Source organism: Uliginosibacterium aquaticum (genome assembly GCF_012972705.2).
Lineage (GTDB): Bacteria > Pseudomonadota > Gammaproteobacteria > Burkholderiales > Rhodocyclaceae > Uliginosibacterium > Uliginosibacterium aquaticum.
Map to the genome: position 1 here is coordinate 825,191 of NZ_JABCSC020000001.1, position 18,434 is coordinate 843,624.

Here is an 18,434-nt window from a genome sequence, read left to right on the forward strand (position 1 = left end):
ACCACCATGATCACCGGTTCCCTTGTCGCCCTGCTCACGCCGATGACGGCAGACGGGCAGATCGATCTGCCCGCGTTCAGGGCCCTCATTGATTTCCATGCACGTGAAGGCACCGATGGTCTGGTGATCGTCGGGACAACGGGCGAATCGCCGACGGTGAGTGTCGACGAGCAATGCGAGCTGATCCGCGTGGCGGTCGAACATTCCGCCGGCCGCCTGCCGATCATTGCCGGCACTGGCGCCAACTCCACGGCCGAAGCCGTCGAGCTGGCCCGCTTTGCCAAGAAGGTCGGCGCTGAAGCCCAGCTCTCGGTGGTGCCTTACTACAACCGTCCGACCCAGGAAGGCATGTATCGCCACTTCAAGACGATCGCCGAGGCGGTTGATCTGCCGGTGATTCTCTACAACGTGCCGGGCCGCACCGTGGCCGACATGAACAACGACACGGTGCTGCGTCTGGCCCATGTGCCGGGCATCGTCGGCATCAAGGACGCTACCGGCAACATCGACCGCATTACCGATCTGGCCATGCGCGCCCCGGCCGATTTTGCGCTTTACTCCGGCGACGACCTGACCGCCATGTGCTTCATGCTGCTCGGCGGCCATGGCGTGATTTCGGTGTCCGCCAACGTGGCACCGCGCCTGATGCACGAGCTGTGCGTGGCCGCGCGGGCCGGTGATGTGGTGCGCGCCAACGAGATCAACCGCAAGCTTTACCTGCTCAATCGTGACCTCTTTGTCGAGGCCAATCCGATTCCGGTGAAGTGGGCTGCCCAACAGATGGGGTTGTTGCAGGGCGAGTTGCGCCTGCCGCTGACTCCGCTTTCCGATGTTTTCCACGAGCGCGTGCGCACTGCGATGCGTGCCGCCGATATCCAGTTCTGAGAGGTCCTGACCTGATGCGTTCATCCCTGCGTGTAGTGTTGTCTGCCTCCGTGCTGAGCCTGGCTGTGGCAGCTTGTGGCGGCAATCGGAACGAAAAAATTGATTACAAGACGCCTGGTGCTGACACCAGCGTGAAGACCGATTCCCTGATCGTGCCGCCAGATCTGGTGACGCCACGCCGCGATGAGCGTTTCGTGGTGCCGGATACGCCTGGTTCAGCCACTTACTCCGGTTACACGGCCGCTACGGCCGCGCCGGGTGCAGCGGCGGCCAAGCCGGCGGCTGCAGTGCCGGTTGCGGCGGACAAGGTCCGCATGGAGCGTTTTGGCAATACGCGCTGGCTGGTGCTGCAAGGCAACAGCGAGCAGTTGTGGCCGAAACTGCGCGATTTCTGGAAGGAACTGGGTTTCGTTCTGGTCAAGGACGATCAGCAACTGTTGATCATGGAAACTGACTGGGCCGAGAACCGCGCCAAGGTCTATTCCGATCCCGTCCGCAATGCCTTGAGCTATGTGCTTGGTTCGATGGTCAGCAACGGTGAGCGTGATCGCTACCGTACCCGCATTGAGCAAGGCGCTCGTCCGGGCGAGGTCGAGATCTACATCACCCATCGTGGCCTCGAAGAGAAGATGTACAACCCGAACATGGGTAACCAGACCGGTACCTATTTCGAGCTGCAGCCTTCGAATCCCGAGATGGAAGCCGAGATGCTGACCCGTCTGATGATTCGCCTGGGGCGTGATGAAACCTCTGCCCGCGAAGTGGTGGCTGAAGTTGCCAAGCCCGTGGCTGAACGTGCCACGCTCGGCGCTGCTGCCGATGGCAGCCAGCAACTGACTGTGAAGGATGGCCTGGACCGCAGCTGGCGCCAGGTGGGGCTGGCGCTCGACCGGATCGGTGTGGTGGTGGAAGACCGCGACCGCGCCAAGGGTCTGTATTTCGTGCGCTATGTTTCGGCTGAAGACCTGACGGGGCAGAAGAAGGAAAGCGGCGGCTGGTTCTCCGGCTGGTTTGGCAGCGGCAAGAAAGAGTCCGGTACCGACCAGTTCCGCGTGGCCGTAAGCGCCGCAGGCGAACAGACTGTGGTCCAGTTGCAGGACAAGGAAGGCAAGCCGGCTTCGACTGAAGCCAGTCGCCAAATTCTTGGCCTGCTGCACAAGGAACTCAAGTAAGCCCCTCCGGCAGCAGCTGGCAGGAAACGGCAGTCAGGGCACCCTGGCTGCCGTTTTTTATTGGCGCTCCGGCCATGCTTCGATGTGCCCCTGCACCGTGCTTCTCTGAGGTGCTGCCGCGTAATGACTGGCTTTTGCCGGGCTGACAAGCCTCAAAACTTGATATGGCGCATAGAGAAATCTCGCTATATGCAATAGTTTCCGTACATCGCCTTGGCGGCTTTCATTGAAGGCCTTCCTGGCGACCAGCAGGAGGCCGGCCGCACCGCCCCGATGAGGTGCGCAGCTTGTCTCCGGATACCGAAGCTAGTCTCACATCAGGGAGATATGGATGTTCCAGGTGAGGATTCACGGTCGCGGCGGTCAAGGGGTGGTGACGGGGGCAGAAATGCTGTCGATCGCAGCCTTTCTTGAAGGCCGTCATGCACAGGCATTCCCGAGCTTCGGCTCGGAACGGACAGGCGCCCCGGTGGTGGCTTTCTGCCGTATTGCAGACAAGGAAATCCGGTTGCGCGAGCCGGTCATGGAGCCGGATGCACTGATCATCCAGGATGCCACCCTGCTGCATCAGATCGACGTTTTCGCGGGCCTTTCGCCGAATGGCTATGTGGTGCTCAACACCAATCGCAGCTTCGAGGAACTGGGTCTCGGTGAGCTCTTCAAGCGCTTCCGTCCGGAGCGTCTGATCACCGTCTCGGCGACCGATCTCTCTTTCAAGTACGTCAATCGCAACGCGCCCAACGTGCCGATGCTCGGTGCTTTTGCCGCCGCATCCGGCCTGATTTCCTTGAAATCCGTTGAAGCTGCGATTCGTGAAAAGTTCTCCGGCAAGGTCGCCGAGGGCAATATCGCCGCCGCTACCGAGGCCTACAACATCGCCCTCGCTGCCAAGGAGGCCGCCCATGCTTAAGCAATGTGAAGGTTCGCACGCCGTTGCGGAAGCCGTTGCGCTGTCGCGCCCGGAAGTGATCTGTGCCTACCCGATTTCCCCGCAAACCCACATCGTCGAAGGCCTCGGCGAGATGGTCAAAGCTGGTGAAATCAAGGATTGCGAATACATCAACGTCGAATCCGAGTTTGCTGCCATGTCGGTGGCCATCGGCTCTTCGGCGGCCGGTGCCCGCACTTACACGGCGACCGCTTCGCAAGGTCTGCTGTTCATGGTCGAAGCCGTGTACAACGCGTCCGGCCTGGGCCTGCCGATCGTGATGACCGTGGCCAACCGCGCCATCGGTGCGCCGATCAATATCTGGAACGATCACTCCGACTCGATGAGCCAGCGCGATTGTGGCTGGATCCAGATCTTTGCCGAAACCAACCAGGAAGCGGCCGATTTGCACATCCAGGCTTTCAAGCTGGCTGAAGAGCTGAGCCTGCCTGTGATGGTCTGCATGGACGGCTTCATCCTGACTCACGCTTACGAGCGCGTCGATATCCCGACGCAGGAGCAGGTCGACAAGTTCCTGCCGCCGTACTCGCCGCGCCAGATTCTCGATCCCGCTGCGCCGGTGTCGATCGGCGCCATGGTCGGTCCGGAAGCCTTCTCGGAAGTGCGCTACCTGGCGCATGCCAAGCAGATGCAGGCACTGGAATTGATCCCGAAAATTTCCAAGGAATTCGAGGAGATCTTCGGCCGCAATTCTGGTGGTCTGGTCCGCCCCTACATGCTCGAAGACGCTGAAACCGTGGTCATTGCGCTGGGCTCGGTGCTCGGCACGATCAAGGACACCATCGACGAGATGCGTGCCGATGGCATTTCCATTGGCGTGCTTGGCATCAACTCCTTCCGCCCCTTCCCGGTCTCGGCGATTCGTCGTGCGCTGTCGCATGCCAAGCGCATCGTGGTGCTGGAGAAGAGCCTGGCAGTCGGCATTGGCGGCATCGTCGCCACCGACGTGCGCATGGCCCTCGATGGTCTGGACAAGCGTATCTACACGGTCGTGGCCGGTCTGGGCGGACGCAACATCACCCGCTCTTCGCTGCACCGCGTGTTCCGCATGGCTATGCACGATCAGCTCGAAGCCCTGCATTTCCTTGATCTGGACTGGAACATCGTCAACAAGGAAGTGGATCGTGAGCGCACCACCCGTCGCTCCGGCCCGATTGCCGAAAACATCCTGCGCGACCTGGGTCAGACCAAGTCGAACGTGGGCTGAGGAGAGCAGACATGGGACATCAAGACGTCAAGTTTTATCAGACCGGCACCTTCACCGTCGGCAACCGCCTGCTGCCGCCCGAGCAACGTTCGGTGCAGTCCGAGATCGAACGCACCAACTCGCTGAACTCTGGTCACCGCGCCTGTCAGGGCTGTGGCGAAGCACTCGGCGCGCGTTATGCGATCGATGCGGCCATGCGCGCCACGGGCAACCAACTCATCGCTGTGAATGCCACGGGCTGTCTGGAAGTGTTTTCCACGCCTTACCCGGAAACCTCCTGGCAGATTCCATGGATTCACTCGCTGTTCGGCAATGCCGCAGCGGTGGCTACGGGTGTTGCCGCTGCTGCCAAGATTCGTGCGCAGAAGGCTGGCAAGCCGCTGGCGGAAACCCGCGTGATCGCCCAGGGCGGTGACGGCGGCACCACCGACATCGGTTTCGGCTGCCTCTCCGGCATGTTCGAGCGTAATGACGATGTGCTCTACATCTGTTACGACAATCAGGCCTACATGAATACCGGTGTGCAGCGCTCTTCCGCTACCCCGCCGGCCGCCCGTACCGCCACCACCATGCCGGTGGGCGAGCATCCGGGCAATGAATGGGGTCAGGGCAAGAATGTGCCGTTGATCGCCATGGCCCACGGCATTCCCTATGTGGCCACCGCCTCGGTGTCTGACCTGCGCGATCTGGAATACAAGGTCACCAAGGCCATGAACATGCGCGGCGCACGCTACATCCACATCTTCGTGCCGTGTCCGCTAGGCTGGGGTTCGGCTTCGTGCGACACCATCAAGCTCGCCCGCCTGGCTAAGGAAACCGGTCTGTTCCCGGTCTTTGAAGCCGAGTATGGCGAAGTCACGAATGTCTCGAAGATCCGCCAGAAGCAGCCGGTTGAGGCCTATCTGCGCCTGCAGCGTCGTTTTGCCCACCTTTTCGGCAAGACCCCGCAACTGGAGCTGATTGCCCGCTTCCAGGCGATGGCTGACCAGAACATCCGCAAGTTCGGTCTGCTCGGCGAAGACAAGGCCACTGTCGGTTTCCCCGGCAGCGAGCACAAGTAAGGCGAAAGGGAGTTTGAAACAATGAACAAACCGTTTGCAATCACCCTTAATGTGGGCTCTTCGCTGGCCAACAAGACGGGTTCCTGGCGCAGTTTCCGCCCGGCCTATGTCAATCGCCTGCCGCCGTGCAACAACGCTTGTCCTGCGGGTGAAGACACCCAGGGTTGGCTGTTTCACGCCGAGTCTGGCGATTACGAGGCCGCCTGGCGTCACCTCACCGAAGCCAACCCGATGCCGGCCGTGATGGGCCGCGTCTGCTACCACCCGTGTGAAGGCGCCTGTAACCGTGGCCAACTGGATTCGGCCGTAGGCATCAACTCGGTGGAGCGTTTCCTTGGCGATGAGGCCATCAAGCAGGGCTGGAAGTTCGCTGCCCCGGCCGCTGAAACGGGCAAGCGCATTCTGGTGGTCGGTGCCGGCCCATCGGGCCTGTCCGCCGCCTATCAGTTGCGCCGCATGGGTCACCAGGTGGTGATCTTTGAAGCTGGCCCGCTGGCTGGCGGCATGATGCGCTTTGGCATTCCGAAGTACCGTCTGCCGCGCGAAGTGCTGGACGCTGAAGTGCAGCGCATCCTCGACATGGGCGTGGAAATGCGCCTCAACACCAAGGTTGAGGATCTGCTCAAGACCATGAAGGAGGAAAAGTTCGACGCTGCCTTCCTCGCCGTGGGTGCCCATATCGCCAAGCGCACCGCCATTCCGGCAGCCGAATCGGCCAAGATTCTTGATGCCGTATCGGTGCTGCGCAGCATGGAAGGTGAAGACAAGCCGATGCTGGGGCGCCGCGTGGTCGTGTATGGCGGCGGCAACACCGCTATCGACGTGGCCCGCACCGCCAAGCGCCTGGGTGCCGAAGAAGCCATCATCGTGTACCGCCGTACCCGCGACAAGATGCCGGCGCACGACTTCGAAGTGGAAGAAGCGCTGCAGGAAGGCGTGATGATGCGCTGGCTGTCCACCATCAAGCAGGTGGGCGAGGGCGCCATCCAGGTCGAGAAGATGGAGCTGGACGAGAACGGCAAGCCCGTACCGACCGGCGAGTTCGACACCCTGGAGGCCGATTCGGTGATCCTGGCGCTGGGCCAGGATGTGGATCTGGGCCTGCTCAACGGCGTGCCGGATCTGAGCTTTGAAGATGGCGTGGTCAAGGTGGGCGAAAACATGATGACCGGCTACCCGGGCATCTTCGCCGGTGGCGACATGGTGCCGTCCGACCGTACTGTGACCGTCGGGGTTGGCCATGGCAAGCTGGCCGCGCGCCACATCAATGCCTGGCTGGCGGGCACGACTTACGTCAAGCCGCCGAAGAAGGAGCTGGCGACTTTCGAGAAGCTGAACACCTGGTACTACACCGATGCTGACAAGACGGTTCGTCCGATGCTGGACATCATCCGTCGTCAGAGCACCTTCGATGAAGTGCAGGGTGGCCTGAACGAAGACAATGCCCTGTTCGAAGCGCGCCGCTGCCTGTCGTGTGGCAACTGCTTCGAGTGCGACAACTGCTATGGGGTGTGTCCGGATAACGCCGTCATCAAGCTTGGCCCCGGCAAGAAGTTCGAGTTCAACTACGACTATTGCAAGGGTTGTGGCGTGTGTGTGGAAGAGTGCCCCTGCGGTGCCATCAAGATGGAAGCTGAAGCCAGCTGATTCTTTTCCGGCTCAGCCAGACGCCCGCTCGCGCTTGCGCCAGCGGGCGTTTTTTCGTTCCGCCCGAGAGCCTGAGGTGCTATGCCCTGAAATGCCAAAATCATTTCCGGTTTTGACAGGCCACTGTTTTGCGCCGCACAATCAACCGGCTTGCGTCCGACACATCAAAAGGAGTCGATCATGACACTCAAGGGCAAGGTAGCACTCGTTACAGGTTCCACCAGTGGTATCGGCCTCGGGATCGCCCGGGCGCTGGCGGCGCAAGGTGCCACGATTGCCCTCAATGGTCTGGGCGAGCCCGTTGCAATCGAGAAGATCCGCAGCGAACTGGCCGCCGAGTTTGGCGTGAGTGTCAGCTTCGTGGGGGGAGACCTGACGAGGACCGAAGCTGTCGAGGCCATGATCCGCAGTGTGGAGCAGGCGCATGGCAGCCTGGACATCCTGGTGAATAACGCCGGTATGCAGCATGTGAGCCCGATCGAGGATTTTCCGCCGGAAAAGTACGATCTCATCGTAGCGCTGAATCTCTCGGCGACTTTCCATGCCATCCGCCTCGCCGTGCCGGGCATGAAGACGCGTGGCTGGGGCCGCATCATCAACATTGCTTCAGCGCATGCACTGGTGGCCTCACCCTTCAAGTCGGCCTACGTTGCTACCAAACATGCGGTGCTGGGGCTGACCAAGACTGTGGCGCTGGAAGTGGCTGAATGCGGTATTACAGTGAATGCCATCTGCCCGGGCTATGTGCTGACGCCTCTGGTTGAGAAGCAGATTCCGGACACCGCCAAGGCTCGTGGCATGACGGAGGAGCAGGTGATCCGCGATGTGCTGCTCGCCGCGCAGGCGACCAAGAAATTCGTCGAGGTGGACGAGTTGGGCGCACTCGCCGTGTTCCTCTGCAGCGACGGCGCCCGCTCGATGACCGGCACGGCACTGCCGGTTGACGGGGCCTGGACGGCCCACTGAGTCGGCAGTACTGGCCTGTCGCAGCACGCTTGCTGCGCCGGCCTGGTGCAGACGCTCAGGGCATGATCTCGACGTATTCGTAGACTTCGCAGTCGGTGATGAGCTTTCTTACCGGCAGGCTGGCGCGGGCGAACCAGGCTTGCGGATCGTGGCGGTCGATCTCTTCGCCCATGAAACGTACCAGCTCGCAGATCGGCTCGACGACTTCGCGACGGTAATCCTCATCCTTCTTCACGTAGGCCAGATACAGGTTCTTCATGCAGTTACCGCGGCAGAAGCTGTAGGCCTCGCAGCTCGCGCATGGCATGGCCGGATCCGGCTGCAGGGGGCTGGCGCGCAGCCAGTTGTCGACCACCGAACCCTGCTGCATCTCGGGCAGGTAGAGCAGGTCGGGGCAGGGGAAAATGCGCCCGTCCGGCATCACATTCAGGATGTGGGTGGAGGCACGGCACTGGGTCTTGCCCTGGTACAGCTCCTGCGCCTTCGAGGGCATCACCTTGTTCCGCACCATGCCCATGATCGGAATGACCGGGTAGAGGCGATCCGGGTGCTGGAAGAACCTGGCGACCATCTGTGTGATGATGGCTTTGCGCTTGGCCATGCCCTCAGCCGGATAGGCGCCCCGGTCGGCGACGAACTGGAAGTACAGGTAATCGAAGACCTCGGTGAGATGATCGATTTCCTCGAAACTGATTTCCGGGTGGCTCCAGGTCATGCGTGCGGTGATGCTTCCGCTGGTTCTGGGGCGGATCGCGGCGAGGTTCTTCATCACCTGGCGATAGATACCGCGGCCGCGATAGCCGTCGGTGGTACCTTCGCCACCGTCGATGGAGATCAGGAAATTGGACATGCGCGCCAGCACTGCGTCCGGCAGACCATCGAGCAGGGTGCCATTGGTCTGCAGCTGGTAACGGAAGTTCGGAAAGCGCGCGATCACCTCTTCCATGTAGGGGCGGTTCAGCGTGGGTTCGCCGCCATAGAAGGTGACATAGGTTTCGAGGCCAGTGAGTTGGCTGTCGACAAAAGCGCTCAGCTGATCCAGCGAGTAGTCCACATGCTGCTGGGACCCAAGCACCTCTCCCACGCCCAATGAGCAATAGGTGCATTTCAGGTTGCACTTGAGGGTGGTGAGCAGTTGCAGCTCGACGCGGTGACCGGGAATGGCCGCTTGCTTGTCGGGGCTACTGGGGGTGGGGCGGAGCAGGGTGATCGGCTGGATGCTGTTCATGAATTACGGGGAAATTCTGAAAGCCCGGGATTTTAGTAGGGAATTAATGCAAGGCTTTGCGGTGGCTCAGCCCGGAGAGCTGCCGGGCGCAATTTGCCGGCTATAACGAAGCATGGGGCAAAGCGTAAGCATGCTCGTCAGAGCGAAAGGAGCTTGATCATGCGTGATGATTCAAGAGAGGCCGAACGGCTCGAGACGATTGCTGAGCTGGGAGACCTGCTTGCCGTGCTGCGGGAAATGGGGCAGCGCCTGGCAAACGAATCCCACGGCTCAGCCTATCCTGGCGTGCAGGCATTCAATGCATTGCTGCATCAGGCGCATGTCCAGCTGGAGCGGATCGGGGAAGCAGGGAAGGGGGCCTGAGTGCGACGGCCCAAAACACAGAGGCCCCTTGCGGGGCCTCTTTTACGTGCGTCTTCGAGTGAGGATCAGTCGGCCGCAGCCCACTTGCCATCCTTGTAGGAGTAGAAGGTCACGCCGCCTTCCTTGATGTCACCCTTGGCATCGAAGCTGATGTTGCCGGTGATGCCCTTGATGTTCAGTGCCTTCAGCGCCGGCAGGTACTTGGCCGGTTCAGCCGAGTTAGCCGCCTTCATGGCCTCGATCAGGGCGGTGGCTGCATCGTAGTTGTAAGGTGCGTAGAGCTGCACCTCAGCATTGAAGCGTTGCTTGAAGCGTTCCTTGAACTTGGCGCCGCCCGGCATCTTTTCCATCGGGATGCCCGCCTGCGTGCAGAACACCCGGTTATCCAGATCCTTGGCGGAGAGCTTGAGCATCTCGGCGGTACACAGGCCGTCGCCGGAGAGGAACACGGACTTCAAGCCAAGCTGGCGCACCTGGCGCAACAGCGGGCTGCCCTGGGCATCCATGCCGCCGTAGAAGATCGCGTCCGGATTCTGGCCCTTGATCTTGGTGAGGATGGACATGAAGTCCGTGGCCTTGTCGTTGGTGAATTCACGGCCCACCACCTGTACGCCGAGCTTCTTCATGCTGGCGACCAGCGCGTCAGCCAGCCCCTGGCCGTAGGCGGTACGATCGTCGATCACGGCAATGCGCTTCACACCGAGTTTCTTCACCGCATAGTTGGCCATTGCATCCGCCTGCTGCAGATCGTTGGCGATCACGCGGTAGGTCACCTTGAAACCCTGATTGGTCAGTGCCGGGCTGGTGGAAGACGGAGTGATCACCGGGATGCCGGCTTGTTCATAGACTCGCGAGGCGGGGATAGAGGCACCAGAGGTGACGTGGCCGATCACGCCTTTCACGCCGGCATCTGCCAGGCGTTGGGCAACCGTGGTGGCGGTGCGCGGGTCGGCCTGGTCATCTTCGCTGACCAGCTCGAACTTGGCCTTCTGGCCGCCGATGGTGATGCCCTTGGCGTTGGCGTCTTCGATGGCGAGGCGGATGCCGTTTTCGCCATCCTTGCCGATGTGCGAGATCGGGCCGGTGAGCGGGCCGGCGGCGCCGAGCTTGACGGTGATATCGGCGCTGGCAGTGCCGGCCAGAGCCAGAAGGGCGAGGGCAATAGCGGTGCGTTGCAGGTTCAAGATGTTCTCCGGTGCTTGCGGTTCTGGTCCGTACCCGTTGGTACGGAAAGGCCACAATTATGAACTCCGGCGCAGCGCTCTGCCATCCGTGTTTTCACTCGCATGCAGGCTTGTTGACCAAGCTTAGGGTCTGTTGCCAATCATCCGCCGGATCGCGTTGACGCGTATGGCTTGAGCAAAAGAGGCCGCCCCTTAGAAACGAGAAGGGCCGCATGAAGCTGCTGAAAGACATCGCCAAGTATCAGTGTCTTCCCTCGCCCTTGGCGCTGCTCTTGCACCCGGGCAGGCCGCGCGCTTACAGGCTGATGACTTTGTCGGCCACGCCCTGCGCTTCGACAATCATCAGCATGTTGCCGATCTCCGTTGCGGGGACCTGGTCCAGCAGCCCGTAGTGATCGAGACAGGTGCGGCAGATCACCAGCCGGCTGCCTGCCTTGGCGAGCAGATCGAGCTCCGCGCGGCAGGCTGAGTCATGGCGCGCCATCTTCACGCCGGCGGCGTAGAAAAGAATGCTCTGTGGCGGGGTTTCGAGTTCCGCCAGTGTTTTCAGGTAGTTCCCTAGCAGGCGCTGGCAGAGCGTGGCGTCTCCCTGGCCCATGCCCGCACTGCTGATCACAAGGGCGCTGGTGTGAAAGTCCGGATTCATTTTCGTCTCCCGTGGAGTAGGCTTCCAGCATACAAATTCGGGCGGGGGCGAGAAATGACTTCAGGCAAACAGGTGATTCGCGTCGGTATCGTCGGGGCTGGCGCCAATACGCGCGAGAAGCATATTCCGGGGTTGCGTGCGCAGGCCGGTGTGGAGGTGGTGTGCGTCGCGAACCGCTCGCGTGCCTCCTCGGAAAAAGTGGCGGCCGAGCTCGGCATTCCGCAGGTGGCCGCAGACTGGCGTGCGCTGGTCAATGATGCGGGAATCGACGCGGTGATGATTGGCACCTGGCCCTACTTGCACTGCCCGGTGAGCCTGGCTGCGCTGGCCGCCGGTAAGCATGTGCTGACCGAGGCGCGCCTGGCGATGAATCTTGCCGAGGCGCGCCAGATGCATGCCGCGGCCCTGGCCCGGCCGGATCTGGTGGCGCAGGTGGTGCCGGCGCCCTTCACCCTCGGGGTGGATCGTACCGTCCAGCGCCTGCTGCGCGAGGGCTTTGTCGGCCGCTTGCTGAGTATCGAGGTTCGGGTAGCCGATGGTCGCTTTCTCGATCCCGCTGCACCGCTCAACTGGCGCCAGGATGCAGAGCTCTCCGGCCTCAGCGTGATGAGTCTGGGCATCTGGTACGAGAGCCTGATGCGCTGGGTGGGCGAGGCTAGCAGCGTGATTGCCAAGGGCCGTACTTTCGTGACCCAGCGTGTCGATGCGGCAGGCCGCCTGCGTGCCGTGCGGGTGCCGGAGCATGTGAGCGTGTTGGCCGACATGGCCTGTGGCGCGCAGGCCTGCTTCACGATTTCAGCCGTGAGCGGGTTGTACAAATCCAGTGAAATCGTGCTCTTTGGCAGCGAAGGCACGCTGCGCTTTGCCGACGGCGAGCTCAGCGGCGGGCGGCGCGGAGATGCCGTGCTGCAGCCGGTGCCGATCCCGGCGGAGGAGGCGGGCGGCTGGCGTGTCGAAGAAGAATTCATCAGCGCCATTCGTGGCCTGGAGGCCGTGAGCCACACACGCTTTGCGGAGGGTGTGAAATACATGGCCTTCACCGAGGCTGTGGCGATCAGCATGGCCGAGGGGCGGGAGATCGCCCTGTGTGCGTGCTGATGGCGCATTAGCCGGCGTGTCGGGATGATGATGGGGAGCGTGCAATGAATGAGCGGGGCGAGCACGGCCACTTGCGGCTTCCCTTGCATGTGCTGGCGGCCGCCGGGATGGCGTTGTTGCTGGTGTTGATGGCTGCTGTGCTGGTGGTGCATTCGTATTACAGCACACGCGCCGTAGCCTCTTCGGCCGTGAATGAATCGATCCGTCATGTGTCGCGTTCGCTGACCGAAAAGCTGCGCGGAATTCTGCAGCCGGCCGAGAACCAGCTGGAGCTGTTGAGCTTCAGCGAGATCGTGCGCGCCCGCACCTTGTCCGAGCGTCTGCTCTCGGTAGGCATGGCGCAGGCTGCGTTGAAGGCCAACCCGCTGCTCGATGCCTGGTATGTGGGCTATCCGGGGGGGGATTTCATTCTCTTCCGTCCGTTGCGGGAGGCCCGCCTGCGCGAGAGTTTTCAGGCGCCGGTAGGCGCTAGCCTGCTGGTGCAGTCGCGCAGCAATGGCCCCGGTGGGAGGCCGATCGGCGAATTCCTGTTCTACAACGCCGCCGGCCATCTGCTGCGGCGTGAAGAGCGTCCCGCTTACAGCTTCGATCCGCGCTCCCGGCCCTGGTTCATCCAGGCCGAGCAGCAAGGCTCTGGCGCCTCGATCATTACCGATCCCTATCTCTTCTTCACGACTCGCCAGCCTGGCGTGACGCTGGCGCGCCTGGTGCACGAAGGTGGCCCGGTGGTGGGGGCGGATGCCACACTGCGCGAGCTGGGCAAGGAGCTTGGCGAGCTGAAGCTTTCGCCTGGCACTCAGGTGGCGATCATCGATGCCTCGTCCTCGACCGTGGCACTCGAGGACGCCCGCCGCTCCGCGGTACTCGACGCCAGCCGAGGCGAAGCGCGTTTGGCGCGCCTGGGCGATTTGGGGCTGCCGGCGCTGGTGGCTGCCGCGCGCCTGCCAGCGAGCGCGTCGCAGCGTAGCGAAGTGCAGCTGGGGCGTGAAACCTGGGAGCTGATTTCGGTGCCGATAGAGTTGCATGCGCGTGGCAAGGCCTTGCGGGTGCTTATGGCGGTGCCCGGCAGCGAACTCTTCGGTGAGGCCCAGCGCCTCTTGTGGCGCCAGCTGTGGGTGATCCTGGCGCTGGTCCTGGGCTCCATTCCGCTGTGCTTCTGGCTGACCCAACGGGTGGTGCGGCCGCTGCGCGATCTGGCTGAAGAGGCGCGGGCTGTGACCAGTTTCGATTTTCGTCCGAGCCGCCTCAAGCGCTCGCGGATTGCCGAGGTCGATCTGCTGACCAGTGCCACCGGGCAGATGCGGGCCACGATCTCGCGCTTTCTAGAAGTGAATTCCGCGCTGAATTCGCAGATCCAGCTCGAACAGCTGCTGGGGATGGTGCTCGATGATGTGCTGGCGGCCGTGCAGGCCCGCTCCGGCGCGCTGTATCTCTTCGATCCGGATTCGCGCACGCTGAGCTGCTCGCAGCAACGCGGCGAGGGCATGCCGCCTTATCCGCTGCGCCTGGCGCTGGAGGCGGACGCTGCGCATCCCGTGGTGCAGGTGGCGCTGTCGCGCCAGAGCGTGATTGGCATGCAGGGTGAGCGCGGCAGCGAAGTCTTCGCCGTGGCGCTCGAGACCTTCGAGCGCAATTTCGTTGGCGTGCTGGTGCTGGAATCCAGCCGCCCGCTCGGCCGTGGCGTTGGCAGCCTGCGTGATCCCCAGTTGGCTTTCGTGGAGGCACTGTCCTCCACCGCAGCCGTGGCGATCGAGACGCGCAGCCTGGTCGAAAGCCAGAAGTGCTTGCTCGACGCCATCATCAAGTTGCTGGCCGGCGCGATTGATGCCAAGAGCCCCTATACCGGCGGCCATTGCCAGCGCGTGCCCGAGCTGACCCTGATGCTCGCCGAAGCGGCTCACGCCAGCGAGGAGGGGGCCTTGCGCGAATTCCGGCTCAGCGTGGATGAGCGCGAAGCGGTGCGCATTGCGGCCTGGCTGCACGATTGTGGCAAGCTGACCACGCCGGAATACGTGGTGGACAAGGCCACCAAGCTTGAAACCCTCTACAACCGCATCCACGAGATCCGTACCCGCTTCGAGCTGCTCAAGCGCGATGCCGAGCTCGCTTTCTGGCGCGCGCGCAGCCCGTCCGCACCTACCGCGCAGGAGCTGGCGGCGCTGCAGGCCGAGTGGCAGAGCCTGGATGATGAGTTTGCCTTCGTCGCCGCCTGCAATCAGGGGGGTGAGTACCTTGATGCCGAGCGCATCGCACGGCTTGAGTCGATCGGAGCGCGTACCTGGCTGCGTACGCTTGACGATCGCCTCGGTCTGTCGCGAGAAGAGGCCCAGTTGCTGGCGGCTCAGCCTGTCGCCCGTCTGCCGGCCACTGAACGGCTGCTTGCCGACAAGCCCGAGCACCTCGTCGCCCGTCCGCCTAGCGAGCAGATTGCGCCTGACAATCCCTGGGGCTTTCACATGGATGTGCCTGCGGCCAGGTTCAACCGGGGTGAGCTCCACAACCTGTGCGTGAGCCGTGGCACGCTCACGGAGGAAGAGCGCTACATCATCAATGCCCACATCGTGCAGACCATCGTCATGCTTGGGGACCTGCCTTTCCCGCGCCATCTGCGCGCGGTGCCCGAGATTGCCGGTAGCCACCACGAACGCATGGATGGGAAGGGTTATCCGCGCCGCCTCACCGGCAGCCAGATGAGTGTGCCGGCACGGATCATGGCGATCGCGGATGTGTTTGAAGCCCTCACCGCGGCGGATCGCCCCTACAAGGCGCCCAAGACGCTTTCGGAGGCCCTGCAGATCATGGCCCGCATGGTGGCGGAAGGGCATCTCGATGCCGAGTTGTTCGCACTTTTCGTGCGCAGCGGCGTGTATCTCGACTATGCCGGGCGCTACCTGCGTGCGGAGCAGATCGACAGCGTGGACCCGGCTCGGCTCGGGCTGTGAGCCAGCCTGCTTTTTATTAACGCAACGAAGTTGCATCTGAGCGCGGGCTGTGCTCAAATTCCCGGCCATCCACCCCGTCGAGAATTCCGCCATGCGCAAACCTGTCGCCCTGATCCTGCTTCTGCTCTCTTCGGCCGCAGCACAGGCCGCCGAGGGGCATAGCCATGGCGTGGGTCATCTCAACGCCAGCCTGGAGGGCGATGTTTTCAGCGTTGAACTGGAACTGCCACTCGAAAGCCTGCTCGGTTTCGAGCGGGAACCGAAATCCGCGCAGGATCTGGCCAGGGTGCGTGAGCTGGCAACGCTGCTGCGAAGTGGGGACTCGCTGCTGCTGCCGAGCCCGGCCGCCGGCTGCGCGCTGACTGGGGTACGCCTGGCCTCGGCGGCCATCCCCCCCGAGTTGCTCGGCGAGAAGGCGACACCTGCTGCAGCCGGTGCCAGCGAGCAGGAGCACGCTGATCTGGATGCGCATTACCGCTTCAAATGCGCCCGGCCGGCGGAACTGAAGCGCCTGGAAGTGGCTTTTTTTGACACCTTCAAACGCCTGCGCGTGATTGAAGCCCGGCTGGTGACGAGCAAAGTTCAGCGTGCTGCCCGGCTCACCGGTTCGTCGCGCGGCCTTGTCTGGTGAGCGCCCCGCTGATCGAACTGCACGGGCTGCGCCAACGCTGGCCCGGCCAGTCTGCAGACTGCCTCGCCATCACGCATTTCGCCCTGCAGCCCGGCGAGCACCTGTTCCTGCATGGTGCCAGCGGCAGCGGCAAGAGCAGCCTGCTGAGCCTGCTGGCTGGCGTACTGCGGCCAACTGCGGGCGAAATCCATCTGCTGGGTGAACGTGTCGACCATCTGCCCGCGGCGATACGCGATCGCCTGCGTGGTGAGCACATCGGCTACATCTTCCAACAGTTCAATCTCTTGCCTTACTTGTCCGTGATCGACAATGTGCTGTTGCCCTGCCGCTTCTCATCGCGGCGCAAGGCGCGAGCGCTGAGCCGCGGGGCGGCTTCGCTGCAGGCCGAAGCGCAGCGCCTCCTGAGCCATCTGGACCTGTTCGCGGCGGATTGGCAAAGGCCGGTCAGCGCCCTCTCGGTCGGCCAGCAGCAACGCGTGGCCGCCGCCCGCGCCCTGATCGGCCAACCCGAACTGCTGTTGGCCGACGAGCCGACTTCGGCGCTGGATGCCCAGCGTCAGCAGGACTTTGTAGACCTGCTGCTGCACGAGGCAAACGAAGCTGGCAGCAGCCTGATCTTCGTCAGCCACGACCAGCGCCTGGCCGCTCACTTCGGGCGCGTGCAGGCGCTCAGTGAATTCAATGCCGGAGGCGCTGCATGAAGGCGCTCATCCTGCTGCGGCTGGCGCTCGCCAGTGCCTGGAACCGCCGCTATGCCCTGGGCCTGACCCTGCTTTCGATCACCCTGGCGGCTGCTCTGCTGCTGGGTGTGGAGCGCTTGCGGGCCGGTGCCCGCGAAGGCTTTTCCAGCGCGCTATCCGGTACCGATCTGGTGGTCGGTGCGCGGGGCAGCCATGCCCATTTGTTGCTCTACAGCGTATTCCGGATTGGTGAGCCCACGCCGAATCTGAGCTGGGCGGCGGCCCAGCGCATCGCAGCGCATCCTGCCGTGGCCTGGACGGTGCCGATCTCCTTGGGCGACGCGCATCGCGGTTTCCCGGTGGTGGGCACCCAGCCGGACTATTTCAAGCGCTACCAGTATGGCGATGCTCAGGCGCTTGCATTGACCCGTGGCCGCCTGTTCGACAGCCTGTTCGAAGCCGTGATCGGCGCCAGCGTGGCGCGTGAGCTGGGTTACACGCTCGATCAGTCCATCGTGCTGGCGCATGGCAGCCCCGAACTGGAAGGTGCCGAGCACCGCGACAAACCCTTCCGCGTGGTCGGCATCCTCGCGCCCACTGGCACGCCGGTCGACCGCAGCGTGCACATCTCGCTCGCTTCGATGGAGGCCATCCATGTCGACTGGCAGGGCGGTATGCCGCTGGCGGGCCTTTCGGTGCCGCCGGAGCTGGTCCGCAAGTTTGATCTCACGCCGAAGACCATCACTGCTCAGCTCGTCGGCCTCAAGCATCGCAGCGATGTGTTCCGCCTCCAGCGCGAACTCAATACCGCTCCGGGCGAAGCGCTGAGCGCTGCCATGCCCGGCGTGGTGCTCGATCAGTTGTGGCAGATGCTGGCCGCAGGCGAGCGGACGCTACAGGCGGTGTCCGCGCTGGTGGCAGCGGTGAGCCTCGCCGGGCTGATGGCCGTGATCCTCGCCGGGCTGGACGCGCGCCGGCGCGAGCTGGCGATCCTGCGTTCGGTCGGCGCACGGCCACGCGAAGTGCTGGCCCTGCTGATCATAGAGGGTCTGGGGATCACGCTGGCTGGCTGTTTGCTGGGCCTCGTGCTGCTGCAATGGGCGGTATGGCTGGGCGGGGCCTGGCTACAGAGCCGCTTCGGCATCGTGGTGGCCGGGCTGTGGCCCGGGCAGGACGAATGGCTGAGGCTCGCCGGGATTGTCGCTACCGGTTTGCTGGCCAGCCTCCTGCCAGCCTGGCGGGCCTATCGCCTGTCGCTGGCGGATGGCCTGAGCCCGCGCCTGTAGACGCGGTAAGGCCATCCTGCGCCTGCACCCAACACCTGCTCATCGCTTCGCTGGGGGATGCGAGCGGGGCGGGGCGAGTTCAGGCCGGTGCGTGGCAGACCACGCAAAGCTTGTTGCCATCCGGGTCCCGGAAGTAGGCGCCGTAATAATGTTCGTGGTACTCCGGCCGCAGTCCGGGGGCGCCTTCCGATGTGCCGCCTTGCGAGAGCGCGAGATCGAATGCCCGGTCTACGGTGGCCCGGCTCTCGGCCAGAAAGGCCAGCATGTTGCCGTTGCCGTTGCCGGGCTGCGCGGCCAGGCCGTCATGGGGCTTGCCGATCAGGAGCAAGGGGCGCGGCCCCGGCGTGGATTGCCAGCCCGCCCAGGGACGGCTCTGGTCACAGAACCGGGTCTCGATGCCAAGCGCTTCCATGAGCGGGGTGTAAAACGCCAGCGCACGTTCGAAGTCATTGACGCCAAGGAAAACATGAGAGAACACGGTGACCTCCG

General features: G+C 63.1%; 17 protein-coding genes. 13 read left to right on the forward strand and 4 right to left on the reverse strand.

The window, feature by feature from the left end; genetic code table 11:
- Positions 1-6: 6 nt before the first annotated feature.
- The 7 genes from dapA (at position 7) to HJ583_RS03850 (ending at position 7,887) form a co-directional block, all read left to right on the forward strand.
- Positions 7-885 (forward strand): 4-hydroxy-tetrahydrodipicolinate synthase, encoded by an 879-nt coding sequence (dapA, locus tag HJ583_RS03820; RefSeq protein ID WP_170020614.1) that lies wholly within the window; start codon positions 7-9, stop codon positions 883-885.
- A 14-nt stretch (positions 886-899) separates the two neighbouring features.
- Positions 900-2,057, forward strand: a complete 1,158-nt coding sequence (gene bamC, locus HJ583_RS03825) for an outer membrane protein assembly factor BamC (RefSeq protein ID WP_170020616.1) — start codon at positions 900-902, stop codon at positions 2,055-2,057.
- Positions 2,058-2,388: 331 nt separating this feature from the next.
- On the forward strand, positions 2,389-2,967 hold the full coding sequence (locus tag HJ583_RS03830; RefSeq protein ID WP_101941450.1) for a 2-oxoacid:acceptor oxidoreductase family protein: 579 nt from the start codon (positions 2,389-2,391) through the stop codon (positions 2,965-2,967).
- Positions 2,960-4,213: a transketolase C-terminal domain-containing protein gene (locus HJ583_RS03835; protein ID WP_101941449.1), complete on the forward strand. Its 1,254-nt coding sequence runs from the start codon at positions 2,960-2,962 to the stop codon at positions 4,211-4,213. Before HJ583_RS03830 ends, HJ583_RS03835 begins: the two co-directional genes overlap by 8 nt.
- A gap of 11 nt (positions 4,214-4,224) precedes the next feature.
- Positions 4,225-5,274, forward strand: coding sequence for a thiamine pyrophosphate-dependent enzyme (locus HJ583_RS03840; RefSeq protein WP_170020618.1), 1,050 nt, complete (start codon positions 4,225-4,227; stop codon positions 5,272-5,274).
- Positions 5,275-5,295: 21 nt separating this feature from the next.
- Positions 5,296-6,921 carry an NAD(P)-binding protein gene (locus HJ583_RS03845; protein ID WP_170020620.1) on the forward strand — a complete coding sequence of 542 codons (1,626 nt, stop codon included), beginning with the start codon at positions 5,296-5,298 and terminating at the stop codon, positions 6,919-6,921.
- Positions 6,922-7,101: 180 nt separating this feature from the next.
- Positions 7,102-7,887 carry a 3-hydroxybutyrate dehydrogenase gene (locus tag HJ583_RS03850; protein WP_170020622.1) on the forward strand — a complete coding sequence of 262 codons (786 nt, stop codon included), beginning with the start codon at positions 7,102-7,104 and terminating at the stop codon, positions 7,885-7,887.
- A 55-nt stretch (positions 7,888-7,942) separates the two neighbouring features.
- Here the strand turns inward: HJ583_RS03850 and HJ583_RS03855 are convergent, their stop codons facing one another.
- Complete coding sequence (locus tag HJ583_RS03855) at positions 7,943-9,115, reverse strand: radical SAM/SPASM domain-containing protein (protein ID WP_170020625.1); 1,173 nt, start codon at positions 9,113-9,115, stop codon at positions 7,943-7,945.
- Positions 9,116-9,274: 159 nt separating this feature from the next.
- Here HJ583_RS03855 and HJ583_RS03860 point away from each other — a divergent pair, with 159 nt between their 5' ends.
- On the forward strand, positions 9,275-9,478 hold the full coding sequence (locus HJ583_RS03860) for a hypothetical protein (protein WP_170020627.1): 204 nt from the start codon (positions 9,275-9,277) through the stop codon (positions 9,476-9,478).
- A gap of 65 nt (positions 9,479-9,543) precedes the next feature.
- On the opposite strand, the gene HJ583_RS03865 is transcribed toward HJ583_RS03860, so the two are convergent.
- Together HJ583_RS03865 and HJ583_RS03870 are read right to left on the reverse strand one after the other, a co-directional pair.
- Positions 9,544-10,656, reverse strand: coding sequence for a branched-chain amino acid ABC transporter substrate-binding protein (locus HJ583_RS03865; protein WP_101941682.1), 1,113 nt, complete (start codon positions 10,654-10,656; stop codon positions 9,544-9,546).
- Positions 10,657-10,957: 301 nt separating this feature from the next.
- Positions 10,958-11,308 carry a DsrE family protein gene (locus tag HJ583_RS03870; RefSeq protein WP_170020629.1) on the reverse strand — a complete coding sequence of 117 codons (351 nt, stop codon included), beginning with the start codon at positions 11,306-11,308 and terminating at the stop codon, positions 10,958-10,960.
- A 54-nt stretch (positions 11,309-11,362) separates the two neighbouring features.
- Between HJ583_RS03870 and HJ583_RS03875 the strand changes: the two genes are divergently transcribed.
- The 5 genes from HJ583_RS03875 (at position 11,363) to HJ583_RS03895 (ending at position 17,945) form a co-directional block, all read left to right on the forward strand.
- Complete coding sequence (locus HJ583_RS03875) at positions 11,363-12,406, forward strand: Gfo/Idh/MocA family protein (RefSeq protein WP_170020631.1); 1,044 nt, start codon at positions 11,363-11,365, stop codon at positions 12,404-12,406.
- A gap of 44 nt (positions 12,407-12,450) precedes the next feature.
- Complete coding sequence (locus HJ583_RS03880; protein WP_170020633.1) at positions 12,451-15,348, forward strand: HD domain-containing phosphohydrolase; 2,898 nt, start codon at positions 12,451-12,453, stop codon at positions 15,346-15,348.
- Positions 15,349-15,439: 91 nt separating this feature from the next.
- A complete protein-coding gene (locus HJ583_RS03885) occupies positions 15,440-15,979 on the forward strand; it encodes a ZrgA family zinc uptake protein (protein ID WP_170020635.1) in 540 nt (179 codons plus the stop codon).
- Positions 15,976-16,680, forward strand: a complete 705-nt coding sequence (locus tag HJ583_RS03890; protein WP_170020638.1) for an ABC transporter ATP-binding protein — start codon at positions 15,976-15,978, stop codon at positions 16,678-16,680. The genes HJ583_RS03885 and HJ583_RS03890 overlap by 4 nt, the downstream gene beginning before the upstream one ends.
- Positions 16,677-17,945 (forward strand): ABC transporter permease, encoded by a 1,269-nt coding sequence (locus HJ583_RS03895; RefSeq protein WP_170020640.1) that lies wholly within the window; start codon positions 16,677-16,679, stop codon positions 17,943-17,945. Before HJ583_RS03890 ends, HJ583_RS03895 begins: the two co-directional genes overlap by 4 nt.
- 79 nt (positions 17,946-18,024) lie before the next feature.
- Here HJ583_RS03895 and HJ583_RS03900 read toward each other — a convergent pair whose 3' ends face one another.
- Entirely contained in the window at positions 18,025-18,423 is a 399-nt protein-coding gene (locus HJ583_RS03900) for a VOC family protein (protein WP_170020642.1), read from the reverse strand.
- Between the last annotated feature and the right edge of the window lie 11 nt (positions 18,424-18,434).

What these genes read in the sequence shown, in the direction of transcription:
- HJ583_RS03885 (WP_170020635.1), top strand. Translation starts at nt 15,440, where the DNA reads ATGCGCAAACCTGTCGCCCTGATCCTGCTTCTGCTCTCTTCGGCCGCA.
- HJ583_RS03855 (WP_170020625.1), bottom strand. Translation starts at nt 9,115, where the DNA reads ATGAACAGCATCCAGCCGATCACCCTGCTCCGCCCCACCCCCAGTAGC.
- HJ583_RS03835 (WP_101941449.1), top strand. Translation starts at nt 2,960, where the DNA reads ATGCTTAAGCAATGTGAAGGTTCGCACGCCGTTGCGGAAGCCGTTGCG.
- HJ583_RS03830 (WP_101941450.1), top strand. Translation starts at nt 2,389, where the DNA reads ATGTTCCAGGTGAGGATTCACGGTCGCGGCGGTCAAGGGGTGGTGACG.
- HJ583_RS03870 (WP_170020629.1), bottom strand. Translation starts at nt 11,308, where the DNA reads ATGAATCCGGACTTTCACACCAGCGCCCTTGTGATCAGCAGTGCGGGC.
- HJ583_RS03840 (WP_170020618.1), top strand. Translation starts at nt 4,225, where the DNA reads ATGGGACATCAAGACGTCAAGTTTTATCAGACCGGCACCTTCACCGTC.
- HJ583_RS03860 (WP_170020627.1), top strand. Translation starts at nt 9,275, where the DNA reads ATGCGTGATGATTCAAGAGAGGCCGAACGGCTCGAGACGATTGCTGAG.
- dapA (WP_170020614.1), top strand. Translation starts at nt 7, where the DNA reads ATGATCACCGGTTCCCTTGTCGCCCTGCTCACGCCGATGACGGCAGAC.
- HJ583_RS03880 (WP_170020633.1), top strand. Translation starts at nt 12,451, where the DNA reads ATGAATGAGCGGGGCGAGCACGGCCACTTGCGGCTTCCCTTGCATGTG.
- HJ583_RS03875 (WP_170020631.1), top strand. Translation starts at nt 11,363, where the DNA reads ATGACTTCAGGCAAACAGGTGATTCGCGTCGGTATCGTCGGGGCTGGC.
- HJ583_RS03850 (WP_170020622.1), top strand. Translation starts at nt 7,102, where the DNA reads ATGACACTCAAGGGCAAGGTAGCACTCGTTACAGGTTCCACCAGTGGT.
- HJ583_RS03845 (WP_170020620.1), top strand. Translation starts at nt 5,296, where the DNA reads ATGAACAAACCGTTTGCAATCACCCTTAATGTGGGCTCTTCGCTGGCC.
- bamC (WP_170020616.1), top strand. Translation starts at nt 900, where the DNA reads ATGCGTTCATCCCTGCGTGTAGTGTTGTCTGCCTCCGTGCTGAGCCTG.
- HJ583_RS03895 (WP_170020640.1), top strand. Translation starts at nt 16,677, where the DNA reads ATGAAGGCGCTCATCCTGCTGCGGCTGGCGCTCGCCAGTGCCTGGAAC.